The 18,980-nt window shown below is 72.6% G+C and carries 17 protein-coding genes and 1 pseudogene; 17 read left to right on the top strand and 1 reads right to left on the bottom strand.

Translation table 11 applies throughout. The features are described 5' to 3' along the window. Positions 1 to 73 precede the first annotated feature (73 nt). From HFV08_RS22640 to nusB, 15 genes and pseudogenes are all read left to right on the top strand, one after another. Positions 74 to 1,435 (top strand): annotated as a pseudogene (locus HFV08_RS22640) (replication-associated recombination protein A); the annotation flags it as partial. Between the two features lie 431 nt (positions 1,436 to 1,866). Continuing rightward, the gene (rpsD, locus tag HFV08_RS22635) at positions 1,867 to 2,481 is read left to right on the top strand and encodes a 30S ribosomal protein S4 (RefSeq protein ID WP_040255087.1); all 615 of its coding nucleotides are present in this window, start codon (positions 1,867 to 1,869) and stop codon (positions 2,479 to 2,481) included. Positions 2,482 to 2,746: 265 nt separating this feature from the next. After that, the gene (locus HFV08_RS22630) at positions 2,747 to 3,199 is read left to right on the top strand and encodes a DUF948 domain-containing protein (RefSeq protein ID WP_168541837.1); all 453 of its coding nucleotides are present in this window, start codon (positions 2,747 to 2,749) and stop codon (positions 3,197 to 3,199) included. A 7-nt stretch (positions 3,200 to 3,206) separates the two neighbouring features. Next, a complete protein-coding gene (locus HFV08_RS22625) occupies positions 3,207 to 3,551 on the top strand; it encodes a DUF6167 family protein (protein WP_168541835.1) in 345 nt (114 codons plus the stop codon). Continuing rightward, positions 3,551 to 6,220: an alanine--tRNA ligase gene (alaS, locus tag HFV08_RS22620; protein ID WP_168541833.1), complete on the top strand. Its 2,670-nt coding sequence runs from the start codon at positions 3,551 to 3,553 to the stop codon at positions 6,218 to 6,220. The genes HFV08_RS22625 and alaS overlap by 1 nt, the downstream gene beginning before the upstream one ends. Positions 6,221 to 6,228: 8 nt before the next feature. After that, on the top strand, positions 6,229 to 6,693 hold the full coding sequence (gene ruvX, locus HFV08_RS22615) for a Holliday junction resolvase RuvX (RefSeq protein ID WP_168541947.1): 465 nt from the start codon (positions 6,229 to 6,231) through the stop codon (positions 6,691 to 6,693). A 116-nt stretch (positions 6,694 to 6,809) separates the two neighbouring features. After that, the gene (mltG, locus tag HFV08_RS22610; protein WP_168541831.1) at positions 6,810 to 8,864 is read left to right on the top strand and encodes an endolytic transglycosylase MltG; all 2,055 of its coding nucleotides are present in this window, start codon (positions 6,810 to 6,812) and stop codon (positions 8,862 to 8,864) included. Next, positions 8,861 to 9,685, top strand: a complete 825-nt coding sequence (locus tag HFV08_RS22605) for a shikimate dehydrogenase (RefSeq protein ID WP_210430649.1) — start codon at positions 8,861 to 8,863, stop codon at positions 9,683 to 9,685. Before mltG ends, HFV08_RS22605 begins: the two co-directional genes overlap by 4 nt. A 176-nt stretch (positions 9,686 to 9,861) precedes the next feature. Further along, the gene (aroC, locus tag HFV08_RS22600; RefSeq protein ID WP_168541828.1) at positions 9,862 to 11,046 is read left to right on the top strand and encodes a chorismate synthase; all 1,185 of its coding nucleotides are present in this window, start codon (positions 9,862 to 9,864) and stop codon (positions 11,044 to 11,046) included. 5 nt (positions 11,047 to 11,051) lie between these two features. Next, on the top strand, positions 11,052 to 11,606 hold the full coding sequence (locus tag HFV08_RS22595) for a shikimate kinase (protein ID WP_312885788.1): 555 nt from the start codon (positions 11,052 to 11,054) through the stop codon (positions 11,604 to 11,606). Next, entirely contained in the window at positions 11,603 to 12,697 is a 1,095-nt protein-coding gene (gene aroB, locus HFV08_RS22590) for a 3-dehydroquinate synthase (RefSeq protein WP_168541827.1), read from the top strand. Before HFV08_RS22595 ends, aroB begins: the two co-directional genes overlap by 4 nt. Positions 12,698 to 13,338: 641 nt before the next feature. Next, entirely contained in the window at positions 13,339 to 14,142 is an 804-nt protein-coding gene (locus HFV08_RS22585; protein ID WP_312885787.1) for an AAA family ATPase, read from the top strand. 102 nt (positions 14,143 to 14,244) lie between these two features. Next, positions 14,245 to 15,360, top strand: coding sequence for an aminopeptidase P family protein (locus HFV08_RS22580; RefSeq protein WP_168541826.1), 1,116 nt, complete (start codon positions 14,245 to 14,247; stop codon positions 15,358 to 15,360). Positions 15,361 to 15,408: 48 nt separating this feature from the next. Next, complete coding sequence (efp, locus tag HFV08_RS22575; RefSeq protein WP_040255098.1) at positions 15,409 to 15,975, top strand: elongation factor P; 567 nt, start codon at positions 15,409 to 15,411, stop codon at positions 15,973 to 15,975. 2 nt (positions 15,976 to 15,977) lie between these two features. Further along, a complete protein-coding gene (gene nusB, locus HFV08_RS22570) occupies positions 15,978 to 16,415 on the top strand; it encodes a transcription antitermination factor NusB (protein WP_168541825.1) in 438 nt (145 codons plus the stop codon). A gap of 102 nt (positions 16,416 to 16,517) precedes the next feature. On the opposite strand, the gene bldD is transcribed toward nusB, so the two are convergent. Further along, positions 16,518 to 17,021 (bottom strand): transcriptional regulator BldD, encoded by a 504-nt coding sequence (gene bldD, locus HFV08_RS22565; protein ID WP_040255100.1) that lies wholly within the window; start codon positions 17,019 to 17,021, stop codon positions 16,518 to 16,520. A gap of 243 nt (positions 17,022 to 17,264) precedes the next feature. Here bldD and pyrR point away from each other — a divergent pair, with 243 nt between their 5' ends. After that, a complete protein-coding gene (gene pyrR, locus HFV08_RS22560; RefSeq protein ID WP_168541823.1) occupies positions 17,265 to 17,885 on the top strand; it encodes a bifunctional pyr operon transcriptional regulator/uracil phosphoribosyltransferase PyrR in 621 nt (206 codons plus the stop codon). 102 nt (positions 17,886 to 17,987) lie between these two features. Then, complete coding sequence (locus tag HFV08_RS22555) at positions 17,988 to 18,977, top strand: aspartate carbamoyltransferase catalytic subunit (protein WP_168541821.1); 990 nt, start codon at positions 17,988 to 17,990, stop codon at positions 18,975 to 18,977. Positions 18,978 to 18,980: the final 3 nt, after the last annotated feature.

Here is an 18,980-nt window from a genome sequence, read left to right as displayed (position 1 = left end):
AACCGGTCCGCGAAGGCGCCCGGCGCCACCGGCCGGGCCCGCGCTGTCAGTGGGGTGGCCTAGGGTTTCGTACGTGGAACCCGATCTGTTCACCGCCGCCGCCGAAGAGCGCCAGGAGAAGGACCCGAGCAGCAGTCCTCTCGCCGTACGGATGCGTCCGCGCACCCTGGACGAGGTGGTCGGCCAGCAGCATCTGCTGAAGCCGGGCTCGCCCCTGCGGCGCCTGGTCGGCGAGGGCGGCGGGGGACCGGCGGGCCCCTCCTCGGTCCTGCTGTGGGGGCCGCCCGGCACCGGCAAGACCACCCTGGCGTATGTCGTCTCCAAGGCGACCAACAAGCGCTTCGTGGAGCTCTCCGCGATCACCGCGGGCGTCAAGGAGGTCCGCGCGGTCATCGACGGGGCCCGCCGCGCCACCGGCGGTTTCGGCAAGGAGACCGTCCTCTTCCTCGACGAGATCCACCGCTTCAGCAAGGCCCAGCAGGACTCCCTGCTGCCCGCCGTCGAGAACCGCTGGGTCACCCTCATCGCCGCGACCACCGAGAACCCGTACTTCTCGGTGATCTCCCCGCTGCTCTCCCGCTCGCTGCTGCTCACCCTGGAACCGCTCACGTCACAGGATCTGCGCGGTCTGCTGCGCCGGGCCGTCGCCGACGAGCGCGGACTCGGCGGCGCGGTCACCCTCCCCGAGGACGCCGAGGAGCATCTGCTGCGGATCGCGGGCGGCGACGCCCGGCGCGCGCTCACCGCCCTGGAGGCCGGGGCCGGGTCCGCCCTCGCCAAGGGGGAGGAGGAGATAAGCCTGACCACCCTGGAGGAGTCCGTCGACCGCGCGGCGGTGAAGTACGACCGGGACGGCGACCAGCACTACGACGTGGCCAGCGCCCTCATCAAGTCCATCCGCGGCTCCGATGTGGACGCCGCCCTGCACTATCTGGCCCGCATGGTGGAGGCGGGCGAGGACCCCCGGTTCATCGCCCGCCGGCTGATGATCTCCGCCAGCGAGGACATCGGCCTCGCCGACCCCCAGGCACTGCCGCTCGCGGTGGCCGCCGCCCAGGCCGTGGCGATGATCGGCTTCCCCGAGGCGGCGCTCACCCTCAGCCACACCACCATCGCCCTCGCGCTCGCCCCCAAGTCCAACGCGGCCACCCTCGCCATCGGCTCCGCCCTGGAGGACGTCCGCCGGGGCCTGGCCGGACCGGTCCCCGCGCATCTGCGCGACGGCCACTACAAGGGCGCCGCCAAGCTCGGCCACGCCCAGGGCTACCTCTACCCGCACGACGTCCCCGGCGGCATCGCCCCGCAGCAGTACGCCCCGGACGCCCTCGCGGGCAAGGAGTACTACCGGCCCACCCGGTACGGCGCCGAGGCCCGGTACGCGGACGTCGTCGAGCGGGTGCGCGAGCGCCTCGCCGAGGGCCGCCCGGCGCCCGGGGCGGGGGAGGACCGCCCCGGCGGGAACCGCGAGGACCGCCCGGGCAAGGGCGGCAGGGGCACGGAGGACTGACCCCGGCGGGAGCGGGGGGACCGGTTCGGGGCACCTGCCGGGAGCCGGTAGACTTCCCCCAGCGCTGCGTCCCGTGTCCGGCCCCGGTCGGCACCACCAGAACGGGACAGGCAGCCGGAGCCCGGCCCCGGCCGGGATCTCCAGGAGCGTCGCGCACCGTCGAAGGTGTCGCGGGCAGCCCACCACCTCCGCCCCCCGGGGCAAGAAGCGGTGGGCCACTCGCGTGCTGCACGTATGTGCCCAGAACAGGGAGCGGCTGCCCGCCCTCCGCCTCGCGGCGGGAGACGGCGGGATTCCCGGTCTGCGGATGCGACCTCCCCTAACCCTGGTGAGCCGATTCAAGAGAAAGAGGTTGGTTCGTGCCGAACCAGTCCCGTCCCAAGGTCAAGAAGTCGCGTGCGCTCGGTATCGCGCTGACCCCGAAGGCTGTCAAGTACTTCGAGGCCCGCCCCTACCCGCCGGGTGAGCACGGCCGTGGCCGCAAGCAGAACTCGGACTACAAGGTCCGTCTGCTCGAGAAGCAGCGTCTGCGCGCGCAGTACGACGTTTCCGAGCGCCAGCTCGTCCGCGCCTACGACCGTGCCAGCAAGGTCCAGGGCAAGACCGGCGAGGCCCTGATCATCGAGCTGGAGCGTCGCCTCGACGCCCTGGTTCTGCGTTCCGGCATCGCGCGCACCATCTACCAGGCCCGCCAGATGGTCGTGCACGGTCACATCGAGGTCAACGGCAAGAAGGTCGACAAGCCCTCCTTCCGTGTCCGCCCGGACGACGTCGTGATGGTGCGCGAGCGCTCCCGCGAGAAGCCGCTGTTCCAGGTTTCCCGTGAGGGCGGCTTCGCCCCCGAGGGCGAGACCCCGCGCTACCTCCAGGTCAACCTGAAGGCCCTGGCCTTCCGTCTGGACCGCGACCCGAACCGCAAGGAGATCCCGGTGATCTGCGACGAGCAGCTCGTCGTCGAGTACTACGCCCGCTGATCCGGTCGTAGCACCGCGCCTTCCGCGCTCCGTCCCGCCGCTTCTTCGCCGCTCACGCGCCGAAGGGGCGGCGGGCTCGCGTTGGGGCCCCTGTTCGCCCCCGGTGCACGCCGAAACGCGTTACGGGGCCCGGGCCGGGGCGCGATAGGCTCGGAGGACGTTTTTCTCGATTCTCCCGACCGCAGCGAGCGTTCGGTGCGAAACGGGGTGCGGGGCACGTGCGGCCCCGCGGCACACACGCGATGTCTCAGGCAGGGGTGCAACAGTGTCCGGTGGTGAGGTGGCCGGGATCCTGGTGGCCGTCTTCTGGGCGATTCTGGTCTCCTTCCTCGCCGTGGCCCTGGTGAGGCTGGCCCAGACGCTCAAGGCGACGACCAGACTCGTGACAGAGGTGACGGAACAGGCGGTGCCGCTCCTCGCGGACGCCGGGGCCGCGGTCCGCTCGGCCCAGACCCAGATCGACCGCGTCGACGCCATCGCCTCCGATGTCCAGGAGGTCACCTCCAACGCCAACGCGCTGTCGACCACGGTGGCCTCCACCTTCGGCGGCCCGCTGGTCAAGGTGGCCGCCTTCGGCTACGGAGTGCGCCGCGCCCTCGGCCGCAAGGGCCCCGGCGCCGAACCGCCCGCCCCCGCCGCCTCGGTGATCGTCGGCCGCACCGTGCCCGCCGCGCGCCGCGCCCGCCGCGAGGCACGGGCCAACCGGAAGAAGGACTGACCCAGCGATGTTCCGCCGTACGTTCTGGTTCACCGCGGGCGCAGCAGCCGGCGTGTGGGCCACCACCAAGGTCAACCGCAAGATCCAGCAGCTCACCCCGGAGAGCCTCGCCGCGCAGGCCGCCAACAAGGCGGTCGAGGCGGGCCACCGGCTCAAGGACTTCGCCCTCGACGTCCGGCACAACATGGCCCAGCGCGAGTCGGAGCTCGGCGAGGCCCTGGGCATCGGCGAGGCCGCGCCGGGTCAACTGCCCGCAGCGCAGCGGGTGATCGCCCCCGACCACGTCAAGCACAGCAAGAACCCGACCTTCGGGTACACCTCGTACTCGTACAACCGGAATGAGGACCACTGATGGAGTCGGCTGAAATCCGCCGCCGCTGGTTGCGCTTCTTCGAAGAGCGCGGGCACAAGGTCGTGCCCTCGGCGTCGCTGATCGCGGACGACCCGACGCTGCTCCTCGTGCCCGCGGGCATGGTCCCCTTCAAGCCGTACTTCCTCGGGCAGGTCAAGCCGCCCGCCCCGCGCGTGACCAGCGTGCAGAAGTGCGTGCGCACCCCGGACATCGAAGAGGTCGGCAAGACCACCCGGCACGGCACCTTCTTCCAGATGTGCGGGAACTTCTCCTTCGGCGACTACTTCAAGGAAGGCGCCTGCGAGCTGGCCTGGGAGCTGCTCACCAGCCCGCAGGACAAGGGCGGTTACGGCCTCGACCCGGAGAAGCTCTGGATCACCGTCTACCTCGACGACGACGAGGCCGAGCGGATCTGGCACGAGGTCGTCGGCGTCCCCAAGGAGCGCATCCAGCGCCTGGGCAAGTCGGAGAACTTCTGGTCCATGGGCGTCCCCGGACCCTGCGGCCCCTGTTCCGAGATCAACTACGACCGCGGCCCCGAGTTCGGCCCCGAGGGCGGCCCGGCCGTCAACGACGAGCGGTACGTGGAGATCTGGAACCTGGTCTTCATGCAGTACGAGCGCGGCGAGGGCACCGGCAAGGAGGACTTCGAGATCCTCGGCGACCTGCCGAGCAAGAACATCGACACCGGCCTCGGCCTGGAACGCCTCGCGATGATCCTGCAGGGCGTGCAGAACATGTACGAGACCGACACCCTGCGCGTGGTCATCGACAAGGCCACCGAGCTGACCGGCGTCGCCTACGGCGCGGCCCCCGGCTCCGATGTCTCGCTGCGCGTCATCGCCGACCACATGCGCACCTCCGCCATGCTCATCGGCGACGGCGTCACCCCCGGCAACGAGGGCCGCGGCTACGTCCTGCGCCGCATCATGCGCCGGGCCATCCGCAATATGCGCATCCTCGGCGCCACCGGGCCGGTCGTCGAGCAGCTCCTCGACGTGGTGATCACCACCATGGGCCAGCAGTACCCGGAGCTGCTGACCGACCGCAAGCGCGTCGAGGGCACCGCGCTCGCCGAGGAGGCCGCCTTCCTGAAGGCCCTCAAGGGCGGCACCAACATCCTCGACACCGCCGTCACCGAGACCAAGTCGGCGGGCGGCAGTGTCCTCCCCGGCGACAAGGCCTTCCTGCTCCACGACACCTGGGGCTTCCCGATCGACCTCACCCTGGAGATGGCCGCCGAACAGGGCCTGTCCGTGGACGAGGACGGCTTCCGGCGCCTGATGAAGGAGCAGCGGGAGCGCGCCAAGGCCGACGCCCGCGCCAAGAAGACCGGCCACGCCGACCTGCACGCCTACCGCGAGATCGCCGACGCCGCCGGGGCCACCGACTTCATCGGCTACGCCTTCGAGCAGGGCGAGTCCCGTATCGTCGGCCTGCTCGTCGACGGGGTCTCCTCGCCCGCCGCCTCCGAGGGCGACGAGGTCGAGGTCGTCCTGGACCGCACCCCCTTCTACGCCGAGGGCGGCGGCCAGATCGGCGACACCGGCCGGATCCGGCTGGACAGCGGCGCCGTGATCGAGATCCGCGACTGCCAGAAGCCGGTGCCCGGTGTGTACGTGCACAAGGGCGTGGTCCAGGTCGGCGAGGTGACCGTCGGCGCCGCCGCCCAGGCCACCATCGACGTGCGGCGCCGCAAGGCCATCGCCCGCGCCCACTCGGCCACCCACCTCACCCACCAGGCGCTGCGGGACGCCCTCGGCCCGACGGCCGCCCAGGCCGGTTCGGAGAACCAGCCCGGCCGCTTCCGCTTCGACTTCGGCTCCCCCGCGGCCGTGCCCACGGCCGTGATGACCGACGTCGAGCAGCGGATCAACGAGGTCCTCGCCCGCGAACTCGACGTCCAGGCCGAGGTGATGGGCATCGACGAGGCCAAGAAGCAGGGCGCCATCGCCGAGTTCGGCGAGAAGTACGGCGAGCAGGTCCGGGTCGTCACCATCGGCGACTTCTCCAAGGAGCTGTGCGGCGGCACCCATGTGCACAACACCGCCCAGCTCGGCCTGGTGAAGCTGCTCGGCGAGTCCTCGATCGGCTCCGGGGTCCGGCGCATCGAGGCCCTGGTCGGCGTGGACGCGTACAACTTCCTGGCCCGGGAGCACACCGTGGTCGCCCAGCTCCAGGAGCTGGTCAAGGGGCGGCCCGAGGAACTGCCCGAGAAGATCTCCGGGATGCTGGCGAAGCTCAAGGACGCCGAGAAGGAGATCGAGAAGTTCCGCGCGGAGAAGGTGCTCCAGGCCGCCGCCGGTCTCGCCCGGGCCGCCGCCGACATCAAGGGCGTCGCCCTGGTCACCGGTCAGGTGCCGGACGGCACCGGCGCCGACGACCTGCGCAGGCTGGTCCTGGACGTGCGCGGCCGCATCCCGGGCGACCGCCCGGCCGTGGTCGCCCTGTTCACCACGGCCAACGGCCGCCCGCTGACCGTGATCGCCACCAACGAGGCCGCCCGCGAGCGGGGCCTCAAGGCCGGCGACCTGGTCCGCGCCGCGGCCAAGACCCTCGGCGGCGGTGGCGGCGGCAAGCCGGACGTCGCCCAGGGCGGCGGCCAGAACCCGGCGGCCGTCGGGGAGGCCCTCGCCACCGTCGAGCGCCTCGTCGCCGAGACGGTGTGAGCACGGCGATGCGCCGGGGCCGCAGGCTCGCGATCGACGTCGGGGACGCCCGGATCGGGGTCGCCTCCTGCGACCCCGACGGGATCCTCGCGACGCCGGTGGAGACCGTGCCGGGACGCGATGTCCCGGCCGCCCACCGGCGGCTCGGGGCCCTGGTCGAGGAGTACGAGCCGATCGAGGTGGTGGTCGGGCTCCCGCGTTCCCTCAACGGACGCGAGGGCCCCGCCGCCGCCAAGATCCGCCTCTTCGCCCAGGAGCTGGCCCGGGGGATCACTCCGGTGCCGGTACGCCTGGTCGACGAGCGGATGAGCACGGTGACGGCGAGCCAGGGGCTGCGGGCCTCCGGCGTGAAGTCGAAGAAGGGCCGGTCCGTGATCGACCAGGCCGCCGCGGTGGTGATCCTCCAGAACGCCCTGGAATCGGAGCGCACCACCGGTGCTCCGCCCGGTGAACCCGTCGAAGTGGTTGTCTGATCGCGATACGGTAACGTTCCGCGCGATGTGCCGGTGTTCGAACAGCCGGCCGCAGGCAACCGAGGCGGCGTCGCTGTCGTGTCCCACGCGGCGCGCCTCGCGGCTCTAGGGGATCGATGACTGAGTATGGCCGGGGCCCGGGCCCCGATCCGTGGCATCCGGACGACCCGCTCTACGGGGACGGATACCGCGGCCAGCAGGCCGAGGGCCAGGGCCCCGCCTACGGCGACCAGTCCCCGCAGCAGTACGAGAGCTGGCAGCACGGCGCCCCCGACCCCGCCTACGGCCAGGACCCCTACGCCTCCGGCGACCCGTACGGCACCGGCCAGTACCAGCAGCCCTACGACACGGGCACCCACGGCACCCACGAGGGCTACGGCCGGCAGCAGTACGGCACCGGTCAGCAGCCCTACGACCCGGGCCGGCACCCGCAGCAGTCGTACGACCCGGGCCACCAGCAGCCGTACGACACCGGTCAGCACCCGCAGCAGCCCTACGGCTCCGGGCACTACGACACCGGTCAGCAGCCCTACGGCGGAGGCGACCCGTCCTACGGGGGGCAGCAGCCCTACGGCACCGGGCAGTACGAGTCCGGCTGGGACGGCGGCGCGCAGGCACAGGGCGGCCAGGGCGGTTACGGCTCCGGTGTGCCGGTGGATCCGTACGGCGGCCAGGACCCGTACAGCGGTCAGGACCCGTACGCCGGTCGCGATCCGCGCGGCGGTCAGGACTCGTACGGCGGGCAGGACCCGTACGGAGGTCCCGGCGGTCAGGGCGGCCATCCGCAGGGCGGGGCCCCCGGTGACCACTACGGCGACCCCGCGGGGCAGGGGCAGCAGACCCGCCCGCAGGGTGCCGCCCCCCAGGAGCCGCAGCCCGGGCAGGGCGGCCGCAGGCCCCCGCAGCCGGAGGCCGCCTCCCGCCCCGGGGCGGACGGTCCCGGCTCCGGCTGGGATCCCGGTCCGGACCAGGGCGAGCACGCCTTCTTCGCGGGCGGCGACGAGGACGACGAGGACTTCGAAGAGGGGCGCGCGGGGCGGCGCGGCCGGTCCGCGCGGCGGGGCGGCGGCGGTGGCGGCGGCAAGAAGAGCCGCAGCGGCCTGTCCTGCATGGTGGCCACCGTGCTGCTCGCCGGGGTGATCGGCGGCGGTGGCTATTTCGGCTACCAGTTCTACCAGGACCGCTTCGGCCCGGCCCCGGACTACTCGGGCGAGGGCAGCGGCACCGTCTCGGTGGAGATCCCGGCGGGCGCCAGCGGCTACGACATAGGACAGGCCCTGAAGAAGAAGGGCATCGTCAAGAGCGTCCAGGCCTTTGTCGACGCCCAGGGCGACAATCCGGACGGCCAGCGCATCCAGCACGGTTTCTACACCCTGCGCGAGCAGATGTCGGGCAAGAGCGCCGTCACGCTCATGCTGGACCCGAAGAGCCGCAATGCGCTGATCATCGGCGAGGGCCGCCGCAATACGCAGATCTACGCGGAGATCGACAAACGGCTCGGCATAGCGGGCGGCACCACGCAGAAGGTCGCCAAGACGGAATGGCGCTCGCTCGGACTGCCGAAATGGGCGGAGAACGCCGGCAAGCGGAAGGACCCGCTCGAAGGCTTCCTCTATCCGGCCAGCTATCCGGTGGACAAGAGCATGAAGCCCGCCGACGTCCTGGAGCGCATGGTCAAGCGGGCCGACAGCGAATACGCGAAGTACGACCTGGCGGCCGAGGCGGAGGAACTGGACCTCAAGGACCCCTTGCAGCTGGTCACGGTCGCCAGCCTGGTCCAGGCCGAGGGCATCACCCACGAGGACTTCCGCCGGATGGCCGCCGTCGTCTACAACCGCCTGAAGCCGAGCAATACGGTCACCAACCAGAAGCTCGAATTCGACTCCACGTACAACTACCTGAAGAACAAGAGCAATATCGACATCCCGACCGGCGAGATCCGGTCCTACGACGATCCGTACAACACGTACTTCTACCGGGGACTCACGCCGGGGCCGATCGGCAATCCCGGGGAGGACGCGCTGAAGGCGGCGATCGAGCCGGATTCCGGGGGCTGGATGTTCTTCATCTCCATCGACTGCAAGACCACCACCTTCTCGAAGACGCTCAAGGAGCACGAGAAGTACGTGGCGGAATTCAACAAGGCCCGCAAGGAAGGCAAGTGCGAATGACCCGTCGGCGGGCCGCGGTGCTCGGTTCCCCGATCGCCCACTCCCTCTCGCCGGTCCTGCACCGCGCCGCCTACGCGGAACTCGGCCTGGACGACTGGACGTACGAGCGCTTCGAGGTGGACGAGGCAGGGCTCGCGGAGTTCCTGGCCGGGCGCACCGCGGAGTGGGCGGGGCTCTCGCTCACCATGCCGCTCAAGCGCGCCGTCATCCCGCTGCTCGACGAGGTCAGCGAGACCGCGGCCTCGGTCGAGGCGGTCAACACGGTGGTTTTCGGCGCGGACGGCAGGCGCCGCGGCGACAACACCGACATCCCCGGCATGGTCGCCGCGCTGCGGGAACGCGGAGTGGAGAAGGTGGACAGCGCCGCGGTGCTCGGCGCGGGCGCCACCGCCTCCTCGGCCCTCGCCGCGCTCGCCCAGGTCTGCGCGGGCGAGGTGGTGGCCTACGTCCGCAGCGAGGAGCGGGCGGCCGAGATGCGCGAATGGGGCCGCCGCCTCGGCGTCGCGGTCCGCACCGCCGACTGGGCCGACGCCCACCGGGCGCTCGGCGCGCCGCTGGTGATCACCACCACCCCGGCCGGGGCCACCGACGCGCTCGCGGCGGCCGTGCCCGCCGCGCCGGGCATCCTCTTCGACGTGCTCTACGAGCCCTGGCCGACCACCCTGGCCGCCCGCTGGTCGACGGGCGGCGGCGCCGTGGTCGGCGGTCTCGACCTGCTCGTGCACCAGGCGGTGCTCCAGGTCGAGCAGATGACCGGCCGCGCCGGGGCACCGCTCGCGGCCATGCGCGCGGCGGGCGAGGCGGCCCTCGCGGCGCGCTGAACCCGCGCTCGGGAAGGCCGCCGCGAGGCCGCCGCACCCCGGGGCGGCGCCCGGTCCGCCAGATGGACCGGCGGCCTGATCCACCCCCGGGACGTGGGAGGATCGAGGCGGCGGGCCCGGGCCGCGCACCGGGTAGGGCCCTGCCGCAGTTCCAGTCGCGAGCATGAGGAGCACCGTTGAGCAGGTTGCGCTGGCTGACCGCGGGGGAGTCGCACGGCCCCGCACTGGTCGCGACGCTGGAGGGACTTCCCGCCGGCGTGCCGATCACCACGGACATGGTGGCCGACCACCTCGCCCGGCGGCGGCTCGGCTACGGCCGCGGTGCCCGGATGAAGTTCGAGCGCGACGAGGTGACCTTCCTCGGCGGCGTACGCCACGGGCTCACCCTCGGCTCGCCGGTCGCCGTCATGGTCGGCAACACCGAGTGGCCCAAGTGGGAGAAGGTGATGGCCGCCGACCCGGTCGACCCGGACGAACTGGCCTCCCTCGCCCGCAACGAGCCCCTCACCCGGCCCCGCCCCGGCCACGCAGACCTCGCCGGAATGCAGAAGTACGACTTCGAGGAGGCCCGCCCGGTCCTGGAGCGCGCCTCGGCCCGGGAGACCGCGGCCCGGGTGGCGCTCGGCGCGGTGGCCCGCTCGTACCTGAAGGAGACGGCGGGCATCGAGATCGTCTCGCACGTGGTCGAGCTGGCGAGCGCCAAGGCCCCGTACGGAGTGCTCCCGGTCCCGGCCGATGTGGAGAAGCTGGACGCCGACCCGGTGCGCTGCCTGGACGCCGACGCGAGCAAGGCGATGGTGGCCGAGATCGACCAGGCCCACAAGGACGGCGACACCCTCGGCGGCGTCGTCGAGGTCCTCGCCTACGAGGTGCCGGTCGGGCTCGGCTCGCACGTCCACTGGGACCGGCGCCTGGACGCCCGGCTCGCCGCCGCGCTGATGGGCATCCAGGCGATCAAGGGCGTCGAGGTCGGCGACGGCTTCGACCTCGCCCGGGTACCCGGCTCCCGGGCGCACGACGAGATCGTCCGCACCGCCGACGGCATCCGCCGCTCCTCCGGCCGCTCCGGCGGCACCGAGGGCGGGCTCACCACCGGTGAACTCCTGCGGGTGCGCGCCGCGATGAAGCCGATCGCGACCGTGCCGCGCGCGCTCGCCACCGTCGACGTGAAGACCGGTGAGGCCACCAGCGCGCACCACCAGCGCTCCGACGTCTGCGCGGTGCCCGCGGCCGGGATCGTCGCCGAGGCGATGGTGGCCCTGGTGCTCGCCGACGCCGTGGCGGAGAAGTTCGGGGGCGACAGCGTCGGCGAGACCCGGCGCAACGTCCGCTCCTACCTCGACAACCTGCGGATCCGGTGAACGCCGTGACCGGACCCGTGCTCGTCCTCGTCGGACCGATGGGGGTCGGCAAGTCGACCGTGGGCGAGCTGCTCGCCCAGCGCCTCGGCACCGGCTACCGGGACACCGACGCGGACATCGTCGCCGAGGAGAAGCGGCCGATCGCGGACATCTTCGTGGACTCCGGCGAGCCCTACTTCCGGGCCGTGGAGCGCGAGGCGGTGCGCAACGCGGTCTCCGAGCACACCGGGGTCCTCGCCCTCGGCGGCGGTGCGATCCTCGATGCCTCGACCAGGGAACTCCTCGCCGAACGCCCCGTCGTCTACCTCTCGATGGACGTCGAGGAGGCCGTACGGCGCACCGGCCTCGGCGTCGCCCGCCCGCTGCTCGCCGTCAACCCGCGCAAGCAGTGGCGGGAGCTGATGGAGGAGCGGCGCCCCCTCTACACCGAGGTCGCCACCGCCGAGATCACCACCGGCGGCCGCACCCCCGAGGAGGTCGCCCAGGCCGTCCTCGACGCCCTGGACCTGATCGCCGCCCCCGGGCCCGCGCCCCAGGAACCCCGGCAGGAGACGCCATGAGCAACCAGCCCCCGATCCGTATCGAGGTCGGCGCCTCCGCGGGCACCGAGGCCTACGAGGTGGTCATCGGCCGCCGCCTCCTCGGTGAACTCCCCTCCTTGATCGGTGACGGCGTCAAGCGCCTCGCGGTCATCCACCCCGAGGCCCTCGCCGGGACCGGGGAGGGCATCCGCGCCGATCTCGCCGAGCAGGGCTACGAGGCGATCGCCATTCAGGTGCCGAACGCCGAGGAGGCGAAGACCGCCGAGGTCGCCGCCTACTGCTGGAAGGCGCTCGGCCAGTCCGGCTTCACCCGCAGCGATGTGATCGTGGGCGTCGGCGGTGGCGCCACCACCGATCTGGCCGGTTTCGTCGCCGCGACCTGGCTGCGCGGGGTGCGCTGGGTCGCCGTACCGACCACCGTGCTCGGCATGGTCGACGCCGCGGTCGGCGGCAAGACCGGCATCAACACCGCCGAGGGCAAGAACCTCGTCGGCTCCTTCCACCCCCCGGCCGGGGTCCTGTGCGACCTGGCCGCGCTGGACTCGCTGCCGGCCGACGACTACGTCTCCGGGCTCGCCGAGATCATCAAGGCCGGGTTCATCGCGGACCCGGTGATCCTGGAGCTGATCGAGTCCGACCCCGGGGCGGCGCGGAGCCCGGCCGGTCCGCACACCGGGGAGCTGATCGAGCGCTCGATCCGGGTCAAGGCAGAGGTGGTCTCCGGCGACCTCAAGGAGTCCGGGCTGCGGGAGATCCTCAACTACGGGCACACCCTGGCGCACGCCATCGAGAAGAACGAGCGCTACCGGTGGCGGCACGGTGCCGCGGTCTCGGTCGGCATGCACTTCGCGGCGGAGCTGGGCAGGCTCGCCGGCCGCCTCGACGACGCCACCGCCGACCGGCACCGCGCCGTCCTGCAGTCCGTGGGCCTGCCGCTGCACTACCGCGGCGACCAGTGGCCGAAGCTCCTGGAGACCATGAAGGTCGACAAGAAGTCCCGCGGCGACCTGCTGCGCTTCATCGTCCTCGACGGCCTCGCCAAGCCCGCGGTCCTCGAAGGCCCCGACCCGGCCGTGCTCCTCGCGGCCTACGGCGAGGTGGCCGAGTAGCGCGGCCCCTCCCTGCCTTCGACGGTGCCCCGGCGTCCACCGACGCCGGGGCACCGCCATGCCGTGCGGCCGGGCGCGGACGGGGAGACGGCCGCCCCGGTTCCGCCCCTCGGACGTGGCCTTTTCCACAGGCCGGAGTGCGCCCCGGCGCGGATGCCGGGCACTTTGCGCGCCCCGGGGCCGTTCACTCTTCGCCGGGCGGGGAAGGTACCGTTCGTCGGGGTTCCCGCGCCGCACCGCGGGGAAGCGGGCTGCTCAACACCCGTACACCCCAAGCCAGTTGCCTGTACGAGACGGAGTGGCACGGGATGCAGCACGCAGGTGGATCACCGCTGCCGCCGCCGGGAGCGCCGGGGCCGACCGCCCGGGCCGGCCACCGCGGGGGCGCGCACCTCGCGGCCAACGAGCCGCCCACGGTCCCCCTCGGCATGCGCGCCGTACGCGGCGGCCCCGTCCCCGGCGCCGCCCCTCAGCCGGGACCCCCCGCCCCGGGAGCCGCACCCCCGCCCGCCCCGGTGCCGCCCCGCGCACCCGGAGCCGTACCGCCTCCGGCACCCGGGCCCCTACCGCCTCCGGCACCCGGCCCCGTGCCGCCCGCGCCCGGAGCCGTACCGCCCTCCGCGCCCGGCCCCGTGCCGCCCGTGCCGGACACCCCCGCGCCGGAGCACCCGCGCCCCGCGGCGGCCGAACCCGTACCGCCCCCCGCACCCGCGCCGCCTCCGCCTCCGGCACCCGCGCCGCCCCCGCCCGCCGCCGCGCACCCCGCGCCCGCGCAGCCGCACGGCGGCCAGCCGTCCCCGGAGACCACCGGGCACATCCAGCTCCCGCCCGGCGCCCCGGTGGCCATGCCCACCCCGCCGCCCGCGGTCGACGCCTCCGGAGCCGCCGACGTCACCCTCGCCGTGCTGCTCATCGGCCCGGCCGGTGCCGGCAAGACCAGCGTGGCGAAGTTCTGGGCGGACCGGCGCCGGGTGCCCACCGCGCACATCAGCCTGGACGACGTACGGGAGTGGGTGCGCTCCGGCTTCGCCGACCCGCAGACCGGGTGGAACGACAACTCCGAGGCGCAGTACCGGCTCGCGCGCCGCACCTGCGGATTCGCCGCCCGCAACTTCCTCGCCAACGGCATCTCCTGCATCCTCGACGACGCCGTCTTCCCGGACCGCCCGGTGATCGGCCTCGGCGGGTGGAAGCGGCACGTGGGCCCGGGGCTGCTGCCGGTGGTCCTGCTGCCGGGCCTGGAGGTCGTCCTGGAGCGCAACGCCCAGCGCAGCGGCAACCGGCGGCTCTCCGACGAGGAGGTCGCGGGCATCCACGGCCGGATGGCCGGCTGGTACGGCTCCGGGCTGCCGATCATCGACAACTCCCAGCTGGACGTCTCCGCCACCGCCCAGGCACTCGACGAGGTCCTCGCCCGCGCCCTCACCAGCCCGCCCCAGTGGTGAGCCGCGGCCCGGGGGAGTAGCGGGCCACCGGGGCGCTCCCGGCTTCGTCCGGTCGGACGCGCCCGGAAAGCCGGGCGGGCGCCCCGCTCGTACGCTCGGTTCATGTCAGAGGTGTACGCGGCCCGCCGCGAGCGGCTGAGGGATCACTGCACGGCGACGGGCAGCGGAGCCGCCCTGGTCTCGCGCCCGGCCAACGTCCGCTATCTCGCGGGGGCGGCCCCGAGCGGCGCCGCGGTCCTGCTCGGCGGCAAGGAGGACGTGCTGCTGTGCCCCGAGGCCCCGGGCGCCCAGGGCGAGACGGGGCGGCCCGACGAGAGCCTGCGGCTGCACGTGCTCGCGGCGCCCGGCGCGGACGCCGCGGTCGCGGCGGCCGAACTCCTGGTCGGCGAGGGCGCGGACGGTGCCAGGTCGCTCGCCGTCGAGGAGGACCATCTGACGGTCGCCCGGCACCGCGCCCTCTCCCAGGTCGCGCCCCGGCTCGGCCTCGCCGACCTCGGCGGCGCCGTCGAGCGGCTGCGCCTGGTCAAGGACGAGGAGGAGATCTCCTGTCTGCGCATCGCCGCCGAGATCGCCGACCAGGCGCTGAGCGAACTCCTGGAGTCGATCCTCGTCGGCCGCACCGAGCGGCACCTCGCCCTCGAACTGGAGCGCCGCCTGGTCGACCACGGCGCCGAGGGCGCGGCCTTCCCGACCTCGGTGGGCACCGGCCCGCACTCGGGCATGCCCGCGCACCGGCCCACCGACCGCCGGGTCGAGGAGGGCGACTTCCTCTCCGTCTGCCTCGGCGCCTCCTACCGCGGCTACCGCTGCGAGGTCGGCCGCACCTTCGTCATCGGGACCTCGCCCGCCCCCTGGCAGATCGAGCTGTACGAGGTGGTCTTCGCCGCCCAGCGGGCCGGCCGGGAGACCCTCGCCCCGGGCGCCGCCTGCCGCGATGTGGACCGGGTGACCCGCGGGGTGCTCGACTCCGCCGGGTACACCGAGGGCCTCGCGCCGCGCACCGGACACGGGGTCGGACTCGAAATCGACGAGGACCCGCGGCTCGGCCCCGCGGCCATGGGTAAACTGGACGCTTGTGTGCCGGTCACCGTCGAACCGGGGGTCCACCTCCCGGGCCGGGGCGGGGTCCGGATCGATGACACGCTCGTCGTGCGCCCCGAGGCGGACGGCGGACCCGAGCTACTCACCATCACGACAAAGGAATTGCTCGCGCTCTGAGGCGGGGCCTTTGTCGTCCATCGCGTCAGTCCAGGAGATTCCGCAACCGTGGCTTCCACGAACGACCTCAAGAACGGCATGGTGCTCAAGCTCGACGGAGGCCAGCTCTGGTCCGTCGTCGAGTTCCAGCACGTCAAGCCCGGCAAGGGCCCGGCCTTCGTGCGCACCAAGCTCAAGAACGTGCTCTCCGGCAAGGTCGTCGACAAGACCTTCAACGCCGGCGTCAAGGTCGAGACGGCCACTGTCGACAAGCGCGACATGCAGTTCTCCTACATGGACGGCGACTACTTCGTCTTCATGGACATGGAGACCTACGACCAGCTGCACGTCGACCGCAAGTCCGTCGGCGACGCCGCCAACTTCCTGATCGAGGGCTTCACCGCCACCGTCGCGCAGCACGAGGGCGAGGTGCTCTTCGTCGAGCTGCCCGCCGCCGTCGAGCTCGTCATCCAGGAGACCGAGCCGGGCGTCCAGGGCGACCGCTCCACCGGTGGCACCAAGCCCGCCACCCTGGAGACCGGCCACCAGATCCAGGTGCCGCTCTTCATCACCACCGGCGAGAAGATCAAGGTCGACACCCGTTCGAGCGACTACCTCGGCCGGGTGAACAGCTAACCGTGGCTGCCCGCAATACGGCCCGCAAGCGCGCCTTCCAGATCCTCTTCGAGTCCGATCAGCGCGACACCGACGTCCTGACGGTGCTCGCCGACTGGATCCGGCACGCGCGCTCCGACACCCGGCAGCCGCCGGTCAGCGAGTACGCCAGGGAGCTGGTCGCGGGCTACGCCGAGCGCGCCGCCCGGATCGACGAGCTGATCGCGCAGTACGCGGTCGGCTGGACGCTGGACCGGATGCCCGTCGTCGACCGCAACATCCTGCGGATCGGGGCGTACGAGCTGCTCTGGGTCGACGAGACCCCGGACGCCGTGGTGCTGGACGAGGCCGTGCAGCTCGCCAAGGAGTTCTCGACGGACGACTCGCCGTCCTTCGTCAACGGACTCCTCGGCCGGCTGAAGGAGCTCAAGCCCAGCCTGCGCCGGGACGAGGCGCACTAGCCGTTTCCGGTGCTCTCGCGGCCTGCCCGGGGGAGCACCACAGACGAAGGGCGGGTCCGGAATTCCGGGCCCGCCCTTCGATGTGACGTTTCTTCCGAAAGCTCAGCTTTCGTCGTGGGTGGCGACCGCGCGGCGCGCGTCCGCGTCGAGCACGCCCCAGCTGATGAGCTGCTCGGTCAGCACCGAGGGCGACTGGTCGTAGATCACCGCGAGGGTGCGCAGATCGTCCTGGCGGATCGAGAGGACCTTGCCGTTGTAGTCGCCGCGCTGGGACTGGATGGTCGCCGCATAGCGCTGGAGCGGGCCCGCCTTCTCCGGCGGTACGTGCGCGAGGCGCTCCAGGTCGAGGACCAGTTTCGGCGGCGGCTCGGCCGCGCCCCCGGGAGTGCCGCCGGGCAGCAGCTCCTGCACCGGGACCCCGTAGAAGTCCGCCAGCTCGGCAAGGCGCTGCACGGTGACCGCGCGGTCGCCGCGCTCGTAGGAGCCGACCACGACCGCCTTCCAGCGCCCCTGGGACTTCTCCTCGACACCGTGGAGGGAAAGTCCTTGCTGGGTACGGATGGCGCGGAGCTTGGCCCCGAGCTGCTTGGCGTATTCGCTTGACATAAGGCTCCCCGGACGCAGTAACGACGTGCGGCTCCGCCGCGCGGCTGGTAACTCACTGTGAGGTTACGCAGCGTTACTTGGATGCGTCAAGCCGAACGGAGTCCGAGCGCCCCTTCCGAGGGAAGAGTGTGCCGGGGTGGACGGCCGGTGAGGAGAGACCCGATCGCTGCTGGTAGGATGGCTGGCGCAATTTCGACGTCCTTTAACACCGTCCTGTGAGACGGAGAAGGAGGTCCGTTTCGTATGGACGCCCAGAGCAGTTCGCAGAGCAGTGCGCCGCGCGGTTCGCAGCGCGCCTCCGCCCCCGATTCCGCCCGCCCCGTACTGGAGGGCCCGGACATCGCGCGGGTCCTGACCCGCATCGCCCACGAGATCGTCGAACGCGCCAAGGGCGCCGGCGACGTGGTCCTCCTCGGCATCCCGACCCGCGGCGTCTTCCTCGCCCAGCGGCTCGGCGCCAAGCTCCAGGAGATCACCGGCGCGCGGATCCCGGTCGGTTCGCTGGACATCACCATGTACCGCGACGACCTGCGGATGCGCCCGCCGCGCGCGCTGGCCCGCACCGACATCCCCGCCGAGGGCATCGACGGCCGCCTGGTCGTCCTCGTCGACGACGTCCTCTTCTCCGGCCGCACCATCCGGGCCGCCCTCGACGCCCTGAACGACATCGGCCGCCCCCGCGCCGTGCAGCTCGCCGTCCTCGTCGACCGGGGCCACCGCGAACTGCCCATCCGCGCCGACTACGTGGGCAAGAACCTGCCCACCTCGCTGCGCGAGACGGTCAAGGTGCAGCTCGCCGAGGAGGACGGCCGCGACACGGTCCTGCTCGGCGCGGCCGCCGCGGAAGAGACCGGCGAGCGCTAGCGCGCCCCTCGCCGCGACGTACCGACTCCGACCGGCCCGTGCCGCGCACCCCTGCGCGGAGCATGCCGGAAAAATCCTGAACGTTCTTACGGAGCCCTCCCGATGATGCGTCACCTCATCTCGGCCGCCGACCTCACCAAGGACGACGCCGTCCGGATCCTCGACACCGCCGAGGAGATGGCCCGGGTCGCCGACCGGCCGATCAAGAAGCTGCCCACCCTGCGCGGCCGTACCGTCGTCAACCTCTTCTTCGAGGACTCGACCCGCACCCGGATCTCCTTCGAGGCCGCCGAGAAGCGGCTCTCCGCGGATGTCATCAACTTCAGCGCCAAGGGCTCCTCGGTCTCCAAGGGCGAGTCCCTGAAGGACACCGCGCAGACCCTGGAGGCGATGGGCGTGGACGCGGTCGTCATCCGGCACGGCGCCTCCGGGGCGCCCTTCCGGCTCGCGACCTCCGGCTGGATCGACGCCGCCGTGGTCAACGCGGGCGACGGCACCCACCAGCACCCCACCCAGGCCCTGCTCGACGCCTTCACCATGCGGCGCCGCCTGGTCGGCCGGGACGCCGGGCTCGGCCAGGACCTCGCGGGCAAGCGGGTCACCCTGGTCGGCGACATCCTGCACAGCCGGGTCGCCCGCTCCAACGTCGACCTGCTGCACACCCTCGGTGCCGAGGTCACCCTCGTCGCCCCGCCGACCCTGCTGCCGGTCGGCGTCGGCAGCTGGCCCTGCGAGGTCTCCTACGACCTCGACCGCGTGCTGCCCGCCTCCGACGCCGTGATGATGCTGCGCGTCCAGCGCGAGCGCATGAACGCCGCCTTCTTCCCCACCGAGCGCGAGTACTCGCGGCGGTACGGGCTCGACGGCGAGCGCATGGCGCGGATGCCCGGACACGCCCTCGTGATGCACCCCGGGCCCATGGTCCGCGGCATGGAGATCACCGCCGAGGTCGCCGACTCCGAGCGCTGCACGGTCGTCGAGCAGGTCGCCAACGGGGTCTCCATCCGGATGGCCGTCCTCTACCTGCTGCTCGGCGGCCAGGACCAGACCGCCCAGCAGACCGCCCCCGCCCCCGCCACCGAGGAGAAGTGACCG

The sequence above is a fragment of the Streptomyces physcomitrii genome, from assembly GCF_012273655.1.
In the GTDB taxonomy this organism is placed as follows: Bacteria; Actinomycetota; Actinomycetes; order Streptomycetales; family Streptomycetaceae; genus Streptomyces; species Streptomyces physcomitrii.
The sequence above is the reverse complement of the archived record's forward strand: the minus strand, read 5'-3'. Positions and strand labels throughout refer to the sequence as shown.